The 17,293-nt window shown below is 40.7% G+C and carries 15 protein-coding genes and 1 pseudogene; 6 read left to right on the forward strand and 10 right to left on the reverse strand.

Annotation, left to right across the window (positions count from 1 at the left end; genetic code table 11):
* The first annotated feature begins 153 nt into the window (after nt 1-153).
* The 3 genes from H5180_RS00745 to H5180_RS00755 are packed head-to-tail and all read left to right on the forward strand — an operon-like array spanning nt 154 to nt 1,877.
* Nucleotides 154-519, forward strand: coding sequence for a thiol-disulfide oxidoreductase DCC family protein (locus H5180_RS00745; RefSeq protein WP_182757459.1), 366 nt, complete (start codon nt 154-156; stop codon nt 517-519).
* On the forward strand, nt 519-1,253 hold the full coding sequence (locus H5180_RS00750; protein ID WP_182757460.1) for an SDR family NAD(P)-dependent oxidoreductase: 735 nt from the start codon (nt 519-521) through the stop codon (nt 1,251-1,253). The genes H5180_RS00745 and H5180_RS00750 overlap by 1 nt, the downstream gene beginning before the upstream one ends.
* A gap of 9 nt (nt 1,254-1,262) precedes the next feature.
* Nucleotides 1,263-1,877, forward strand: coding sequence for a flavin reductase family protein (locus H5180_RS00755; RefSeq protein WP_145234432.1), 615 nt, complete (start codon nt 1,263-1,265; stop codon nt 1,875-1,877).
* Nucleotides 1,878-2,063: 186 nt separating this feature from the next.
* On the opposite strand, the gene H5180_RS00760 is transcribed toward H5180_RS00755, so the two are convergent.
* A complete protein-coding gene (locus H5180_RS00760; protein WP_182757461.1) occupies nt 2,064-2,873 on the reverse strand; it encodes a peptidase S8 in 810 nt (269 codons plus the stop codon).
* A gap of 412 nt (nt 2,874-3,285) precedes the next feature.
* Here H5180_RS00760 and H5180_RS00765 point away from each other — a divergent pair, with 412 nt between their 5' ends.
* Both H5180_RS00765 and ycaC read left to right on the forward strand, forming a co-directional pair.
* Nucleotides 3,286-4,260 carry a transposase gene (locus H5180_RS00765; protein ID WP_145234436.1) on the forward strand — a complete coding sequence of 325 codons (975 nt, stop codon included), beginning with the start codon at nt 3,286-3,288 and terminating at the stop codon, nt 4,258-4,260.
* A gap of 197 nt (nt 4,261-4,457) precedes the next feature.
* Nucleotides 4,458-4,967: pseudogene (gene ycaC / locus H5180_RS00770) on the forward strand (isochorismate family cysteine hydrolase YcaC); the annotation flags it as partial.
* 90 nt (nt 4,968-5,057) lie between these two features.
* Here the strand turns inward: ycaC and H5180_RS00775 are convergent.
* The 5 genes from H5180_RS00775 to H5180_RS00795 form a co-directional block, all read right to left on the reverse strand.
* On the reverse strand, nt 5,058-5,456 hold the full coding sequence (locus H5180_RS00775; protein ID WP_145234441.1) for a hypothetical protein: 399 nt from the start codon (nt 5,454-5,456) through the stop codon (nt 5,058-5,060).
* A gap of 70 nt (nt 5,457-5,526) precedes the next feature.
* Nucleotides 5,527-6,471, reverse strand: a complete 945-nt coding sequence (locus tag H5180_RS00780) for an ornithine cyclodeaminase family protein (RefSeq protein WP_182717610.1) — start codon at nt 6,469-6,471, stop codon at nt 5,527-5,529.
* 1 nt (nt 6,472) lies between these two features.
* Nucleotides 6,473-7,558: a Xaa-Pro peptidase family protein gene (locus tag H5180_RS00785; RefSeq protein WP_145234446.1), complete on the reverse strand. Its 1,086-nt coding sequence runs from the start codon at nt 7,556-7,558 to the stop codon at nt 6,473-6,475.
* A complete protein-coding gene (locus tag H5180_RS00790; RefSeq protein WP_182757462.1) occupies nt 7,555-8,604 on the reverse strand; it encodes a proline racemase family protein in 1,050 nt (349 codons plus the stop codon). The genes H5180_RS00785 and H5180_RS00790 overlap by 4 nt, the downstream gene beginning before the upstream one ends.
* Before the next feature lie 205 nt (nt 8,605-8,809).
* Entirely contained in the window at nt 8,810-11,803 is a 2,994-nt protein-coding gene (locus tag H5180_RS00795) for a TonB-dependent receptor domain-containing protein (RefSeq protein ID WP_145234451.1), read from the reverse strand.
* A gap of 330 nt (nt 11,804-12,133) precedes the next feature.
* On the opposite strand from H5180_RS00795, the gene H5180_RS00800 reads away from it, so the two are divergent.
* On the forward strand, nt 12,134-13,102 hold the full coding sequence (locus H5180_RS00800; protein ID WP_182757560.1) for a dihydrodipicolinate synthase family protein: 969 nt from the start codon (nt 12,134-12,136) through the stop codon (nt 13,100-13,102).
* A 465-nt stretch (nt 13,103-13,567) separates the two neighbouring features.
* Here the strand turns inward: H5180_RS00800 and H5180_RS00805 are convergent, their stop codons facing one another.
* The 4 genes from H5180_RS00805 to H5180_RS00820 all read right to left on the reverse strand — a co-directional run bounded on the left by H5180_RS00805 (nt 13,568) and on the right by H5180_RS00820 (nt 17,283).
* Entirely contained in the window at nt 13,568-13,789 is a 222-nt protein-coding gene (locus H5180_RS00805; RefSeq protein WP_182717613.1) for a hypothetical protein, read from the reverse strand.
* Between the two features lie 277 nt (nt 13,790-14,066).
* A complete protein-coding gene (locus H5180_RS00810; protein ID WP_182757463.1) occupies nt 14,067-14,858 on the reverse strand; it encodes a Cthe_2314 family HEPN domain-containing protein in 792 nt (263 codons plus the stop codon).
* A 124-nt stretch (nt 14,859-14,982) separates the two neighbouring features.
* The gene (locus H5180_RS00815) at nt 14,983-15,651 is read right to left on the reverse strand and encodes a GntR family transcriptional regulator (protein ID WP_145234461.1); all 669 of its coding nucleotides are present in this window, start codon (nt 15,649-15,651) and stop codon (nt 14,983-14,985) included.
* 135 nt (nt 15,652-15,786) lie between these two features.
* Entirely contained in the window at nt 15,787-17,283 is a 1,497-nt protein-coding gene (locus tag H5180_RS00820; RefSeq protein ID WP_182717615.1) for an aldehyde dehydrogenase (NADP(+)), read from the reverse strand.
* Nucleotides 17,284-17,293: the final 10 nt, after the last annotated feature.

Here is a 17,293-nt window from a genome sequence, read left to right on the forward strand (position 1 = left end):
GTGTGGAGTGTAAAATGCGGTAAAAAATCGACACTTTGCTTACCTTTATATTTGTAAGACTCTATTAATATCATCCAAATGGATAATTTAACAGATCCAAGGCTTATTCTATTTCGTAACAAGACATAATGAATCGATGAATTTTGAGTAACTATGATTATTTTTTACGATGGTAATTGCCCGCTTTGTGTTAAAGAAATGGATTCACTTAAGCGTGCTGACACACACAACAAAATAATACTCGAAGATATAAATAAAGATGATTTTGAGCAGCGCTTTAAAAACATAAAACGCCACGATGCCATGGCGTTTTTGCATGGCCAGCGTGATAACGGTGAAATGATTTACGGATTAGATGTCACATTTGAAGCATGGCAAACGGTTGGCCGTCATTCATGGCTAAAGCTGCTACAATTACCCATAATACGCTTTATTGCCGATTTAAGTTATCGCCTGTTTGCTAAGTACCGCAGACAGATCACACGCATTTTCTGTCAATCAAGTTGTGGGATAAAATAATGACTAACGCTTATATTATTTTCGGTGCAAGTAGTGAAATTGCAAATGCGTATCTAAAAGAAATTGCCAAACACGATCCACAGGCTATGGTTTTTTGTGTAAGTCGCAGCTCTATTGACACATCCGCTGTCGGTATTGTTGTTGAGCAGTTTGTTTGTGACTATTCCAAAGCACGCTTAAGTGAATTAACAAACTTACTTAAAGAGCGCGCAATATACCCAACTCAGGTAGTTATTTTTAACGGCCAGCTACATTATGCGCAATCTATGCCTGAAAAAAAACTCGACGATATCGATGAGCATTATTTCAATATCTTACTCAACACCAATACATTGACTCCTATTTTGTGCCTGCAAGCAATCGCGCCGCTACTTAGCCACAAAACACCTTGTACCATAACGGCCTTAAGTGCGCGAGTAGGTAGTATTACAGACAATAACTTAGGCGGCTGGTACAGCTACCGCGCCTCAAAAGCAGCACTTAATATGTTATTCAAAACAGCAGCTATTGAACTGCAACGACGCGCAAAACAAACACGTTTAATTCTTTTTCATCCGGGCACAACAGATACTAATTTATCTAAGCCGTTTCAAAAAAATGTACCCGCAGGTAAGCTCTTTACACCTGAGTTTGTAGCATCACAACTTTATACTCTTTTACAACAACCTGAACAGCTCACTGAGGTAGGTCAACCCGCCTACATTGATTGGCAAGGTGAGCACATACACTGGTAAGGATAAACCATGCACTTTACAACAGACGCCATTAGTCAGTTAGATAAACACTACCGTACGCATTTAATAAACTCACTATCTGGTTTTAAAAGTGCCAACTTAATTGGTACTCAAGATAGTGCAGGCAACACCAACTTAGCAATTGTAAGTTCGGTTATTCACCTTGGCGCGCATCCACCGCTTGTAGGTATGATTATGCGCCCACATAGTGTACCTCGTCATACTTTCGAGAATATTTTAGCAACCGGTGTTTACACTATTAACCAAGTGAATAGCGAGATTGTGGAACAAGCTCACCAGACTTCTGCCCGTTACGATAAAAATGAATCTGAATTTGATGCTACAGGCCTTACAACCGAGTATCTGGCTAATTTTTCGGCTCCGTTTGTTGCTCAAAGCCGTTTAAAGTATGCAGTTAAATTTGTTGAGCATCAACACCTTGCCGTAAATGGCACTGAGTTAGTAATCGGTGAGATTATAGACTTACATGTTGAAGACTCAGCAATTTTAGAGGATGGTTTTATCGATTTAGAGTCAATCAACACCGTCACCATTAGCGGCTTAGATAGTTATCACAAAACACACGCTATAACGCGTCTACCCTATGCTAAAAAACCTCGTTAAATAGTGCAGCTGAGCTTTGAAAATGATTGTTAAGAGTGTCATATATACTTTGAATAATTAAATATCATACTTTGATACGGTTGTTAACACTGCGCTATGGAGTAAACCTCAGCAGCAAGTGCAACGTATTATATTGAAAGTCGCAACTACCTTACAATAGACTGTTTTGGTAATTGCGACCCATACTTAAAATATTATTTTAAACATTTCTAATGAGCAAGGATACATTGCATTACAACCTATAACTGTAGGCAGAACATTGGTTCCAAAACCACCATTATTGACCGCTTGTACGTAATAACCATTAATCGATTTAAGCGCGATGTTGTCACCATTTTGAATTAATGCACCAGGGTTATTTGGTAATTCTATAGTGAACGTTTCCCATATTGATGCCGCAGTTCGGTTTGCATTAAGTGCAGCCCCACCACCTTGATCTGCCACAAAATAGTATCCTGATGTTGTTTGGATATGTATTTCATCACCACTTAGCAAATCACCGCCATTAATATCTATTAAATTAAATTGCTCCCATGGACCAATTGCAAGACGATTTGCATTCACTGTATCCCCCCCATTATTCTCAGCCACAACGTAATATTGGCCACCTGTTTCTAGGGAGATATTGTTTAATATAGTGGGGTTACATGGTAGCGTGGTAAAAGTGAGATCTTCACCTTGCAGTGTTGATCTGGGCGGTTTTGGATCACCATGAAACCGAAAATGATACTGCGTTCCACAATCTAAATTAGCTACTTGCGCACTCACAGGGCCATTAACTCCTGCGGGTGTGACTAAAACACTAAAGCCATAGTTTGTGGTTTCACCATAATCAATTATTTCACCACTTAAGCCAATAGTAGATGCCGAATAACCATTTAACTGCGCCGATGTTGTCGTAATATTGCTTGCAGGTTGTGTTGTGTACTGCGTACCAGCATGCGCAATCGATGCCGTACCAAGTAAAACCACAAATAAAAGTTTTGAAGTAATCATTGTCGAGTTCCTGTGACGTTTACGCTGCTAGGATTAACAGCCCTATAAGCGTAAACGTCGACATGAAATAAAACATTACACCTTATTACAAGTCGCATAATGATAAAAAACTTACATGACACCCACTTAAATCTAAATTCAGCAACTGATTCCAATTCAATCCCATTATAAAGTTGCAGTCCTATATAAAGTAAAAACTTATATGACACCAACTTATATGACACCCACTTAAATCTAAATTCAGCAACTTATTCCAATTCAAACCCATCATAAAGTTACAATCCTATATAAACTTACATGACACCCATTTAAATCTAAATTCAACAACTGATTCCAATTCAAACCCATCATAAAGTTGCAGTCCTATATAAAGTGACTAGTATTTTTATAGAAACACAACATTGGAGGTTTTATGGCAATCGCTCGAAAAAGACAAATTAGCCTAAGTGATACTCGCTACTATCACTGTATATCTCGTTGCGTAAGAAAAGCTTATTTATGTGGCATAGACAAGCATACGGGCCAATCGTATGAGCACCGCAGAGAATGGGTTGAAGATAAAATTATAATGCTCGCTTCAATATTTTGTATTGATGTATGCGCCTATGCTGTGATGAGTAATCATACACATATCATCCTTCATGTAGATAATAATAAAGCTAACCGCCTAAATGATAAAGCCATTGCTTTACGCTGGCACAAAGCATTTAAAGGTACTTTATTAACTCAACGCTTTGTGAAAAATGAGGTGCTCTCTACTGTCGAACTGCAATTAGCAAAGTCTAGCATTGGAGAATATCGTTCAAGGCTAATGGACATTAGCTGGTTTATGCGATCACTTAATGAGTACATTGCTCGCAAAGCTAATAAAGAAGATAATTGTAAAGGTAGATTTTGGGAGGGACGCTTTAAATCTCAAGCTTTACTTGATGAGTCAGCACTAGTGGCTTGTATGGCCTATGTCGATCTAAACCCAATCCGTGCTGGAACCGCTTCATCACCTGAAAACTCAAATTATACAAGTATTAAAAAACGTATTGCAGCAGCACAAAATGCCAAACAACCTAGGTCCTTATTTCGCTTTGCAGGTTTAACGACAAAACACACTGTAAATGGTTTGCCTTTTGAACTGAACTCTTACCTAAACCTTGTTGATAAAACAGGGCGCTGCATAAAAACAGATAAAACAGGTTATATAGATCATTCTTTGCCACCGCTACTAGAGCAACTAAACATATGCCCTGAAAACTGGCTAAAAATCACCAGTAGGTTTACTAAAGTCTTTCATGGTGCAGTTGGTAAACCAGATGCAATTGACCGATATTGTGAACACCAACACTTTAAACGACGAAGTAACCTCAAAAATTGCGAAAAACTATTAGCGTAATACCATATAAAACAACTTTTTACTTTTTATCAGCTCAAGGCTGAAGCTTATGCTGCCAGTTATTTGCTATACTCGCCCAAAAATGAACATTTACTATTCTGAGAAGAGTTTTTTAATATCATTAGACACATAAAAACTCTTGTAACTGTATTGAAGTTAGGTGTCATTTTAATTTTTAAAAGTAGTGGATGTCTTTTAACTTACTCGCATTGGCAGACTGTGCAAAATACTTTGCGATGCCAACAATCTTAACCACCAGCTTTGAAGAAGGCCCCAACGGCCCGCTAGTACCTGAGTTAAAAGAAATGTTTCCAGATTCGCCCTACATTGCTCGGCCTGGACAAATTAACGCATGGGATAATGAAGAGTTTGTTGCCGCTATTAAAGCTACAGGAAAAAAACAAATCATTATTGCTGGAGTAGTAACTGAAGTATGCGTTGCATTCCCAGCTTTATCCGCTTTAGCAGAGGGTTTTGATGTATTCGTGATCACTGATGCTTCAGGCACCTTTAATGTAATGACTCGTGATGCAGCTTGGGATCGCATGTCAGCTGCTGGCGCACAACTTATGACCTGGTTTGGCGCAGCTTGCGAATTACATAGAGACTGGCGCAATGATGTGGAAGGACTGGGGACTCTATTCTCAAACCACATTCCAGATTATCGCAACCTAATAAATAGTTACTCAACCTTCCAACCTAAATAACATACTATTTAACAAGGGGCTGGCCCCCTTTTTTTATAACTAAAAACTAAACAATATAAGTGAGTTGCATACCAAGCATGCTCGTTTACCTCACGTTAAAAAATAGCTCCCCACGCACAAACTTAGACCGCTAACCAACCAAACTAATGCATAGCTTTGCCATAGTTGTGAGTTGTTATAAACCTTTTGCGGGTTATTTTTATCAACCAATACACTGCAAGGCTCGCCTTGTTTGAATCGTGTGAGCAGGGTGTTGTCGTGACTGACCAATACGCTATACAAATGATTGTTAAATCTAAAGCTAACTAACATTGACTGTGACGGCAATAGTTCATGAGCACCAATACGAGTATTAACCGCATTAGTGATGTTATCAATCACACACACGCGCCAGTGATGTTTGCTTATTTTACACTTTAACCACCTAAAAAGAGGCAGTAACCCTGCAAAAATAAAACACACACCCAATATCAATAGCACAGTATTCATCTTTCACTTACCTTATAAAACTAAAACAGACACACAGCACACACATTAAAAACTCACCACAAATTATCTATTAGTTCTGTAGAGATTGATAAACTTGATTTGCAGCAATCAAGTCACTCAGTGCTGTACCAACTGATTTAAATACCGTTATATCCGTTTCGTTAAAACGGGCTACGGTATTTACCTTCGCTAAATCAGCTAATTCAGCACATACGCTTTGCTCGCAAAATACACCTTCACTTATTGGTATTAATAATTCACCTGCTTCTCCTAATACATTGGTTTTACTATCAACATAAACGCGGCTACGAGTAATTGTGGCGGTGTCGCATTCGCGATGGTCACTCTGATGATTACCGATTAGGTCAACATGCGTGCCTGATTTTAACCAGTTGCCATCAAATAATGGCACTTGAGAGCCGGTCGCGCAGCTGATCACGTCAGCACTGTAAATTACTTCTTGCGTACTTTGCCCAATGACAAACTCAACATCAGGATATAACTGCTCTAAACAACTTTGCAGGGCGACTACTTTTAAATGATTACGCGCCACCAGCGTTACTCGTTTAAAATTACGAACAGCCAAATGCGCACGCACCATATACTCGGCTAAGTTACCACTGCCAAAAAATACTAAATGATTACTATTCTCTCGGGATAAATAACGACTCGCAAGCGCCGATACGCTTGCCGTACGCCATAAAGTAATACTCGTGCCATCTACCAGTGCCAACGGTTCGCCGTGCTCGCGCGAAAACAACATTATTTTAGAATACAAAGAATCAAAGCCCGCCTCGCCATTATTAGGAAAATAAGTAAATGCTTTTACGCCAATCACTTGTTCATTCCATGCAGGTAACACAGCAAACGCATCCCGGCTACCGCTGTTGCTATCTAACTCATAGACGTTACGCTTTGGCATAGTAAAATCGAGGGCAAAACCTTGCTGCATAGCAGTGATTAACGAGTCAAAATCAAGGGCGTTATCAATGTGTTTTTTATCAATAACTTGCATTTTATAACTCCAGTTCGAATGGTTTAGGTGCGTGAGTTAAAATTTCATAACCCGTGTTGGTGATCAAGATGTCCTCCTCTAAACGCACCCCTCCATATTCAGAGATATAAATACCTGGCTCTATGGTGATCACATTGCCCACTTCTAATACGTGCTTAACGTTGCTATTGATAAACGGCTGCTCGTGTAAAAATAGCCCTAAGCCGTGGCCAAGCCCTTGTCCTGCCCATTTTCCAAAACCAGAGCCATCCAATACTTGTTGTGATGCATTTTGTAAATCAATGCAATCAACCCCTGGCTTAATTAAATTAATAGCAGCTTGTTGTGCAGTCGCAACTGCATTGTAAATTTGAACTTGTTTGCTTGACGCTTTACCTAATACATAACTACGTGTCATGTCTGAGCGATAGCCATTAACAACAGCGCCAAAGTCTAGGGTAATAAAGTCGCCTTCTTTAAGTGTTCTATCACTGGGGCTACCATGGGGCAGCGAGGTACGCTCTGCGAACATTAAAATCGTTGCAAACGACATTCCTTCAGAGCCTAATTTTTGCATTCTAAACTCTAGCTCTAAGGCTAAATCACGTTCGCTTACACCTACTTTAAAATATGGAATAGTGTGTGCAAGTGCTTCATCCGCAATCGCAGCCGCAGCTTTTATTTGTGCTACTTCCCAGTCATTTTTGATCATGCGCTGACGTTCAATTACTCCTTGAATTGGCATTAATGTGTGACCACTCAAATCACTAGCAATTTGCTGCCACAATGCCACATTAATAAATGCCGCATCAAAACCTAAATGGCTGTTAGCAGGTAAAAAACGGTTAATACAACAGCCTAAACTTTCGCTATCACGGTCGCGGCTGATCACTTCAAACCCTTGGCACTCAGATTGTGCGCGCTCAAAGTAACGATAATCAGTAATAAGTATGCAGCTAGCTTGCGTCACAATTGCATACGCGGCATTACCACTAAACCCGCTCAAGTAGCGAATATTCTCATGCCCTAACACTAATAACGCCGTTAAGTTTTGCTCTGCCATACGTTGTTTTAGTAATTGTTGGCGTACTAAAAAATGATTATTCATCGAAAAATAAATCCTTGTTTTAGGGGATCTGTTGGATCAATTAAAAAGGTATGTTTACCCGTCACAAAGGCTGTACCCGTAACACGAGGAATAATCGCAGACCGTGCTTTAACCTCACATGTTTGCTTAACCATTACATTAAATGCTGAGCCTAAAATGCTCTCAATATTTACACTTTGTCCTAGCGCTAATTCGCCTTTGGCAAAAGCTAATGCAGCACGAGCGCTTACGCCCGTGCCTGTAGGGCTTCGATCAAGTTCACCTTCGGCAAATACACACACATGACGGCTAAAGTGGTTAATTTGTGATAACTGGCTATTGGAGTAAAAAATAACCCCATATAAAAAACCCAGTGCCTGATCGGTTGGGTGCGTTGGCTGATATTGATTAGTCACTTGCTGTTTAATGGCTTTCCCAAGGCTAATTATATGTCCATGATTGTCAGGTGCTAAGCTTAAATTAAGAGTATCTGCATCAACAAATGCGTAGTATGCACCGCCAAACGCTATATCACAGCTAACCGAACCACACATCGGCAAGCTTATTTTAACGTCTAATTTATCAACAAAACTGGCGACATTATCAAAATATACTTGCTGTAACTGATTATTGTTAAGTTCAACATACGCTTTTATAAGCCCAGCTGGAGTGTCTATTCTTAGTTCATTATAGCCATCTTTAAAGTCAACAAGTGCGCAATCTTTTGCAGCGGTAGCCAGTGCAATAATCGCATGCCCGCACATGGTGCTATAACCTTCATTATGTAAAAAAAGTACGCCAAAATGGCTATCTGAGCGCACAGCACAAGTGATCACTGCGCCATACATATCGGCATGACCACGAGGTTCAAACATCAATGCTTTTCGTAAATAATCAAAACGCGCTAAACAATCGGCACGCTTTTCTAGCATCGTATCACCTGTAAGTTGCTCAAAGCCATCAACTATAATACGCAATGGTTCACCACCAGTGTGCATCTCTAAAGTATGTATTTGTAACCAATCATTATTAGGCTGCTGCCAATGGGAAAATAAAGTCTGGGTCATAATTAACTCTTTCACTTTTGTATACAATATATCTCAATATTTTTTAGTGCAATAACTTTAATAAAAAATGCTGAGCAGTTACCTACTCAGCATCAAGGCTGTGTTACTCTTAATGAGAATGTGCTTAAACATTTTGTCAGTTTTAGTTTTCGCTTGTTAGATACTATTTACTAAAACGACAATTTACAGCCACTTACCAGGGAACTTAAAATTCTATACGTGCGGTTAACGATACATATCGAGCACCTTGGCGGCCAGTTACTAAACCATAATCTGGGTTGAGCTCTAAGCCATTATCGCCATATTGAGCTCGCTCCTCGTTTATCGATACCGCGCTATCTCCATCGAATAAGTTATATACCGTGCCTTTTAAGGTCATGTCAGAGCCAAAAAAGTCAGTATAATAAGTCAGTGACATATCCACATTAGTTAACCACGGTAAGTTACCTTTGCTTCCGCGTGGTGCCGGGTTACCATTTTCATCATAGTGCGATGCTTGGTCATAGTATTTACTCACACATGCATCCCACGGGCTTCCTTGCTCGCAGCTATCAACACCTTCAGGGTGAACTGAGAAGTAGCTCTTTGGACGACCCGATGTAGTTCGCGCAACTAAACCTACAGTCAGTGAATCGGTAATATTATACGCGCCACTAAATTTGATTGCGTGGCGGTGGTCATTTGGTAAATTACCATAGCCATGATCCATCAAATCGCCATAGTCGTAAGAGGTCGTCCAACCAGGATCTGCTTGGTCGTTATCCGTTTTAACTAAACCTTCCGTATTACCGTAGCTATGTGACCATGTATATGAAGTATTGATACGCAAGTCATCGGTTACATTGCCATCTAAGGTAAACTCAAGGGCCAAATATTTGCGTTGTGCTTCGGCAAGTGCAAGCTCATCAGCACTTAAATTAACGTTATCTATTTCTCCATCACCATCAAAGTCATACGACATTTGAATCGCTTCACCAGGATTATTAAGCACATAATATGAACCCTGCCCTACGTTATCGGTGATCCCCATTTCGGCAAGTTTCTTGGCAAGTATAGGGCCTACATCCGTGTCTTCAACACTGCGCCCAAGGTCGCGGTAAATAGCACGTACGCCGGCAGACATAGAATCAAAAACTTCTTGTTGATACCCTATTGTGAACTCATCGCTGTACATTGGTTTTAAAGAAGACGAGGCAATTAACCCAGGTTCAGTAATACCACGCTGGCGCCAGCGTCTATCTCGTAACATATCACCTCTGCTAGGTGAGCCGTCAGCTAATAAAGTAGGCGAGCCATTGCCTTCTAATTGATCTAATTCAAAATACTCAAACCATTCAATTGATGCAGAGCCTTGAGTGATATTCATGTTCGCAGATACTGGCTGAAAATAGCGCCCGTAAGTGGCAAATATTTTAGCGCTACCGTCACCCGATACATCATAAATAGCCTGTAAGCGTGGCGCTATTTGATTATCAATATCAACAAATGCTCGGCCATCTGTCACCGTATTTTCAAACTGGCTATAACGCAAACCCATATTAAGGACTAAATTATCAGTTGCTTGCCATGAGTCATTAATATAAAACGCCAGTGAAGTTGTATCTGAATCGACCTCACGGCTACGGACCCGCCTTTCGATAAAGTCACTCCCCAGCGCAGCACTTGATATATCATTTTCACCAGCAGTTTTTATAGTCCACCAGCCTTGTGCATCCCCAATACCATTTTGGCCTTCAAAATAATCAACCTTCACATTGGTGTAATCAATACCAAATTGAATTGAATGCATATCCAAGTCCCAGTTAAAATCAATTCTGGCTTGATCACGAATATACTCTTCTTCCGTTATACCGGAATTTGTATGCTGGCTTAGAGTTACAAAACCGTCACGTTCATCCCACACGCCGGGATTAGGTGATGCTACAACGTTCTCAACATTTTCAGTAACACGACCAACAACGGCTGACACTGAAAAAGTATCTGTGAGGTAGCCATTGTAGTTAATACTGTATACATTGCCGCCATCTTCGCCTGGTGCATCGACACCTTGTTGATCACCTACCACATTATCTTGCCAACTATACGCAAACGTTTTATCAGTCCAAGTACGTTTATTGTTCATTGCAGAGAAACCAATAGAGTGATCTTCATTAATAAACCAATCCACTTTGGTGAACCAACGGTCTTCATCACGCTCAAAATCAGAAAAAGTGGTTTGCCCTGCGCTATTAGACTCTTCTCTGCGTGGTGCAAATAAACCATAAAAGAACAGGGTATCTTCAATAATTGCACCACTTGCCCATAGCTGTACTTCTTTAAAGTCGTAACTGCTTTGCTGTGTATTAGTGTTTATTGTCCCACTATCTTGAAATATTGAATCATGTTGACTACGAAGGCCATCAGGATCCCAGCGCACCTCTGCACCGAATTTAAAGTCGTTATCGCCCGATTTAGACACAGCGTTTACAATGCCGCCTAATGCACCACCAAATTCAGGGCTTACACCACCGGTTTTAACTTGAGTTTGGGATATAGCTTCCCAAGGAAGGCGAATGGAACCTAAACCAGTACGAATACTCGTTACATTTAAGCCATTAAAATAGTAGCCATTTTCAGCAGCCGATGAACCACCAAAACTTGATGCGCCTTTAAAATTAGAGCCACCAGGTGCAGCGGTACCTGGCGCAAGTAAAGCAATGCTCTCAAAGCCTGTATTAACCGGCATTGCTTTAAGCTCAGCATCACTAAACGTTAAACCGGAGGTAGAGGAAGCCATATCTACACGACGAATTGCCGAACCTGTTACCGCGATACGCTCTATATCAGTACCAGCTTTATAAAGTTGTACATCGAGAATGATTGATTGACCAATGGTCACTGCTACATCTTCTTCAATTAGTGTTTGATAGCCATCTTTTACAATCGTTACATCGTACATACCCACCGGTACATTACGTAATAAGTAATCGCCTTCAGCATTACTCGTAATAGTGTAAACAAGCCCTTTACTCTTGTGTTTAAGTGTAATTGTTGCGCCAATCAAATCATTACCAGAGTGTGCAACAATATGACCTTTTACAATACTACTACCATCTACGGCCTGCGCAGCTGGTGTCATTATTAATGCAGCTGTAACAGCTGTTGCCAGTAGGGTTTTAACACCCACTCCCCGAGTTTGCTTTTTATTATTCGTAAACATGAAATGTTCCTTTGATCCTGTTGATTTTTTGTTGCCAGGCTAACCTTGACGTAAAAAATATACACTCATTACATATTGTATACAATATGTAATATGCATTTAATTTACGTAAAATTAAAAAACAAGATGGTTCATGTCAAACTTATTCAAAAACAATATTTATAATCAATTGCTTGCAAACTCACACTGAACACCTAAAAAGTAACAGAAGTGAGCAAAGTAATTAATACAGGGTTTAGTTTATTTTTATTCCGGCCTTGCCGAAAGCAATTTAGCTGATACAATCTAAATGTATAATGTATACAATATGTATTTATAAGAGGAAATATGATGCAAACGAACAGTAAAGATTGGCGATATACAGTTATGCCGGCCGTATTTACATGGCTAAAAGAGTCAGAGTCCGGAGCCCTGGAAATAGACCTTGATACAACAAAAAAATACGCTGCAGATATTTTAAAAGTGCAAGGAAAGGGGGGTACTCGTATGGGTGGACTTGTTGGCTCTGGTACGCTGGGTGAAAACAGCTACCTAAGTGCTGAGCAACGCCTTTCTTTACTAAAAGCCCTTTCAAGTGTTGCTAAAGAACACAACGTTCCTTTAATCAGTGGCGCAGCGGCAGAAACCAAAGAAGAACTAGCCAAAATAGTAAAAGAACTCGCAACGGTCGGCGTAGATACCGTTATGGTAATGCCACCAAAAACCAAAGAAACACCTTGTGATGAACAGATGTATGCTTACTACGCGCTTAGCGCCTCAGCGGCAAAAGAGGCCGGCATAACAATAATGCCCTATAACAACCCTGACGCAGCGGGCTACCATGCGCTTTCAACTGATCTGCTTACAAGGCTTGCAGCTCTACCAGAGGTAACTGCGCTTAAAATATCAACTATCGATGTGTCAGTTATTGAAACAATGATGTTAGAGAACAAAAATTTAAAAGTATTGGCCGGTGTTGACACCGTTACTGTACATGCAGGACTCGCAGGCGCATGTGGCGGCATTACAGGTGTGGGCTGCATATTCCCAAAAGCGAGTATTACAATGCAAGAGTATGTAAATAACGGAGAATGGGCCGAGGCAAACAAAATCTCTCAAGCGATGAACTCTATATCCTATCTTGATGCACAGCCGTTACTTTTAGAATACCTTAAGTTTGCTTTTGGCATTCATCATAATGATCTAACAGGTGGGCTTCGCACCTTTGGCAAGAAGTTAACCCAACAGCAAATTGATAACGTGCACACACGGTATGCCCTAGCAAAAGAACGACTTGAGGTCCTCGATTTACTAGACTGATGTTTTAAAATATTCAAATAGCAAAAACTCCGTTGCTACGGAGTTTTTATCTTTACAGATTGGCTATTTTTGAGATTGTTACATCTTATTTTATTCAAAACAGGCCTAGGCTACTTGCCATGATTAGGTTAACCGATGAATGTCTCGGCTCTGGCATCCTGCTTCGTTCTACCTTCTAAATCTATTTAGTCGTAGTGCCCCAGAAAGTCCAAAAGGATATGGGAAAAACCTGGCTGCGATAAGATCGCAATAAGAGATTACTGCGTAACGCACCCTAGATGTGTTTGCCGTAAGCTACTTGCTTAACAGCCACATCGACATACGAAGTAAACGAATTTGCTTATTGAATTAGAGTTGATTTTTGATTGACCTTCAATTTATAAAACGGTCAAAAAGAACACTATTGCCTATTGACAGAGTTAAGGCTCATATGTATTAGGCAATTGATTCTGCAACATAAATACATCAAACGCAATTACTAACTTCACCCGCAGCAAATGTGAGAGTTTTACCTTTAGTTTTAATAAAGTAAGGTGTGATTTTATGACGTTGATCTGGATATTGAGGATGAGGCACTTCAAATGATGGTTCGTCCATGTCGTTCCAAGGATACTTCCAAATATTAATACCATTGATTTTTTTAGTTTGGGATTCAAAACCAATATCGTGATACTGCCAACCATCCATGTAAATCACCTAACGAGGCTGTAGTATAACTCCAACAGCCAAATTCAATTAAAAGACGAGCTCCTGTAATTAACTCTAAGCGTTTTTAAAGCATTAGGTAATGCATTTGGAACCCATAAAACTGGCTGTCTTTCTTAAAAAAAGAGTAATTCTACAGCCTCAACCCCCAATTAAGGTGTGGGCCACGCTACCACGACGCTCAAATTGAACACCGTAAACACTGAACTAGCCCTAAACTGAAACTGCCAAGCGTGGGGAATCACTCTTAAATTGCTTGTTAGCTATCTTTTTCACAATGCAGTGGGAAATGCTGCGACACTCCCATTGCAGAACCGCATGATAACCTAAGGTGTGTATCACGATAGTGGTCATAGCAATTATCAACTAAGTTGATTGTAGCTCTTAATGCCACCTGCACTTCTTGAACTACTAGATCACAAATTTTGTCACGGGAGTTTTCATAAATACCGACCAAATCATAATCAATGTTGTCGATAACTTTGCCTTCCATCCACGACATATTTTTGAACATTTTATCATCGCCAGTATAGAGTTCACTGAATCCCTTGTGTGCTCGGTCATTACGATCAGTCCGCAATTCTTCACCGGTTTTATCAAGAGTTTTTAAGTCCTCTAGAATTTCAGGGTACTCTGTTTTGAGAGCTTTTTTGAGTTGCTTAATATTTAACTGAAAATCAGAAAGTCCTAGCTCCAAAACTTCATTCACAAAATGAAAGGCTATATCTCTCAAGCTGGAAAAACGGAATAAAGTCAAATCAACGATAGATTTAAGCCAGTCGTATCTATTTATGTCTTGAACGCTGGATTTAACTGGAACAGTTTCAACCCCAAGCATTTGAGGGATAACCCGCAAATCAATGAATTGTTGTTCAAGCATGTTAAATCGGACATAGGTTAATTGTGCATAAGCCATATGTGGGTCAGCTTCAGAAAACTCTTCCCAGTTTTTGTAAGGCAAGTCATGCAAGAAATAACAATTTATCGAGTCGTATAAAACACCCTTGAAGCTAGAGTCTTCCAGATCCCACCAATGATATTCATTATTCATAGATACTCGCAATTTCTGACAGATAGCTAACAGCCTTTTACCAAGAATACCGATAAACACTCTTGAGTGATTACCCTGAACTGCGTAAACACACATTAAAATTTATAATAACAACTTATTAAGGTTACCTTTTTTCGTCTTCGATTTTTAATAATAGCTTTTTAATGTCGTTTTTGGCGCCCAAGATATGCTTTTTCAAAAAGTCACAGGCTTTTTTAGTGTCTTTTGCGCGACAGTGATTTAACAATGTGCGGTGCTCTTCGGGTGCGGTGGTTAAACCACCAGCCAGTAAAATATGCATGCGCACGTAGCGCTCTGAATTTTTACTATACATATCTACCAGCTCACGGGTTTGTGGCCGTTGCGCGCGCGAATATAATTTACCATGAAATCGACTATTTAAATCGCCTGTGGCAAGGTGGGTGTCGCCCGCATCCATAGCGCTTTCAAGCTCAGTTAAAATAAGCTCAGCGTCGATTAAATCTTGATCTGTTAAACCGTCTATTGAATGGCTTAATAGCTCTGCTTCAAGTAAGGCTCTTAAATCAAAAATCTCATCAATTTGTGATGCTGAAAGCTCTGTTGCCGTAGCTCCTTTGTGCGCTTCAAAGTTAACAAGCCCTTCGGCTTCAAGCTGAAGAAGTGCCTCACGTACAGGAATACGACTTACGTTCATCTCTGTTGCCAGTGCAGCTTGACGTAAGGGCTCGCCTGCTTTAATTTCACCAGAGAGAATTTTTGCGCGAATTGCTTCTGCAACAAGCTGGGTGCGGGTTTTGTGCTCGATAGCCATGGTGATCCTCTTACATTGCATTTAGCATACATTATACTCAAGTTCACTCATATGCCAAGTGAGAATCTGTCGGTACCCTATATAAACAAGGGGGAAAGCGGGAATATACAATTTGCATATCCCGCCCAATAAATCCTATGCTTGATAACAAATTGGTCGCATAAAACGTAACATTGCATTTGCGCCCACAGAGGTACTGCGTACATCGGTTGAACTTGGGAACGGCCCACCGTGGTTCATTGAAGCGCACACTTCAACACCTGTTGGCAGCTGATTTTTTATCAAACGACCTACTTTATATTGCAGCGCTTCGATAAGGCTATCGGCGTTGTTTAAATCAGCTTCAGTGCCATGAATACTGGCGGTTAACTGCCCTTGTAATTGGTTTATCAATGTCATGAGCTGCTGTTCACTGTCGTAGCGCACCACTAACGCAGCAGGGCCAAACACTTCTTCTTGCAAAGCTGAGATTGCTAAATAGTCATCAGCATTACAAGCAAATACATGTGCATTTGCATGAAATTCATGCTCCAGCTTGCCTTTACCCAGCACGCTAAGCTTATCAAGCTGAGTTCGCTCTGCTATTTGGTGTTTAAAGGTTTTAACAATCCCAGGGGTGAGTAAAGTGTCTGATGGGGCATCATTAATACACGCTGTTATATGTGCTTCGAGTTCGTCACACCCGGTTGGTACTAACCAAAGCCCTGGGCTAGTGCAAAACTGCCCGTTCCCCATCAGCATTGACTGGCAAAGTGATTGTGCCATCTCTTTGCTATGTTCAATGGCTTTATTGAGTAAAATAACTTGTGGGTTAATACTGCCAAGCTCACCATAAAATGGTATCGGCTCTTCACGCTTGGCAATTGTTGCTTGCAGCTTGCTGGCCACATTAAATGAGCCTGTAAACCCCACCGCTTTTATTGCCGGCGCAGCCACTAATTGATGCGATATGTCGTAGGCTTTACTTTGTACCATTGCAAACACGCCTAACGGCATTGCACATTCTTTAATGGCTGCAAGCGCCACACGTGCCATCAACTCACCCGTTCCTGGGTGCGCGGTGTGGTTTTTTACAATTACTGGGCAGCCTGCTGCAAGGGCTGCGGCGGTATCGCCGCCCAGTGTTGAAAAGGCGTAAGGGAAATTAGATGCACCAAATACAGCCACCGGCCCCAGCGGTAAATAGTTAAGTTCAGTGTGCGGCTTTGGTAACGGTGCTCTGGTGGCATCTGCTTCATCCACTATTTTTAAACCCAGTGGCGATTCAGGGTTGTCACGTAATGCATTAGCAAAGGCTTTAAGCTGATTTACGGTGCGCATACGCTCACCTTGCAAACGTGCCAGCGGTAAGTTGGTTTCTTGCTGTGTTTGCTCAAGTAACTCATCACCAAGCGCTAAAATATGATCAGCAATACATTCTAAAAAATCTGCTCGTTGTGCAAAACTGGTTTTACGATATTCATAAAACGCCGATTGTGCGGCTTCTATTGCACTGTCTAACTCAGTGGCGCTGAGGTTAAAAAAGCGCGTTGCGAGTGGTTCATTGCGGGCGGGGGAAAATGCGTTAAATTCACCATTTCCAGAGTGACCGAGCCATTGCCCTGCTACTAAACTTTGTCCTGTTAATGTCATGCTTTGCTCC

It is taken from the genome of Pseudoalteromonas sp. SR41-4, from assembly GCF_014163985.1.
Classification (GTDB): domain Bacteria; phylum Pseudomonadota; class Gammaproteobacteria; order Enterobacterales; family Alteromonadaceae; genus Pseudoalteromonas; species Pseudoalteromonas rhizosphaerae.

Bases quoted from the DNA above. Each gene is read 5' to 3' on its own strand.
- H5180_RS00745 (WP_182757459.1), top strand. From the start codon at position 154: ATGATTATTTTTTACGATGGTAATTGCCCGCTTTGTGTTAAAGAAATG.
- H5180_RS00750 (WP_182757460.1), top strand. From the start codon at position 519: ATGACTAACGCTTATATTATTTTCGGTGCAAGTAGTGAAATTGCAAAT.
- H5180_RS00755 (WP_145234432.1), top strand. From the start codon at position 1,263: ATGCACTTTACAACAGACGCCATTAGTCAGTTAGATAAACACTACCGT.
- H5180_RS00760 (WP_182757461.1), bottom strand. From the start codon at position 2,873: ATGATTACTTCAAAACTTTTATTTGTGGTTTTACTTGGTACGGCATCG.
- H5180_RS00765 (WP_145234436.1), top strand. From the start codon at position 3,286: ATGGCAATCGCTCGAAAAAGACAAATTAGCCTAAGTGATACTCGCTAC.
- H5180_RS00775 (WP_145234441.1), bottom strand. From the start codon at position 5,456: ATGAATACTGTGCTATTGATATTGGGTGTGTGTTTTATTTTTGCAGGG.
- H5180_RS00780 (WP_182717610.1), bottom strand. From the start codon at position 6,471: ATGCAAGTTATTGATAAAAAACACATTGATAACGCCCTTGATTTTGAC.
- H5180_RS00785 (WP_145234446.1), bottom strand. From the start codon at position 7,558: ATGAATAATCATTTTTTAGTACGCCAACAATTACTAAAACAACGTATG.
- H5180_RS00790 (WP_182757462.1), bottom strand. From the start codon at position 8,604: ATGACCCAGACTTTATTTTCCCATTGGCAGCAGCCTAATAATGATTGG.
- H5180_RS00795 (WP_145234451.1), bottom strand. From the start codon at position 11,803: ATGTTTACGAATAATAAAAAGCAAACTCGGGGAGTGGGTGTTAAAACC.
- H5180_RS00800 (WP_182757560.1), top strand. From the start codon at position 12,134: ATGCAAACGAACAGTAAAGATTGGCGATATACAGTTATGCCGGCCGTA.
- H5180_RS00805 (WP_182717613.1), bottom strand. From the start codon at position 13,789: ATGGATGGTTGGCAGTATCACGATATTGGTTTTGAATCCCAAACTAAA.
- H5180_RS00810 (WP_182757463.1), bottom strand. From the start codon at position 14,858: ATGAATAATGAATATCATTGGTGGGATCTGGAAGACTCTAGCTTCAAG.
- H5180_RS00815 (WP_145234461.1), bottom strand. From the start codon at position 15,651: ATGGCTATCGAGCACAAAACCCGCACCCAGCTTGTTGCAGAAGCAATT.
- H5180_RS00820 (WP_182717615.1), bottom strand. From the start codon at position 17,283: ATGACATTAACAGGACAAAGTTTAGTAGCAGGGCAATGGCTCGGTCAC.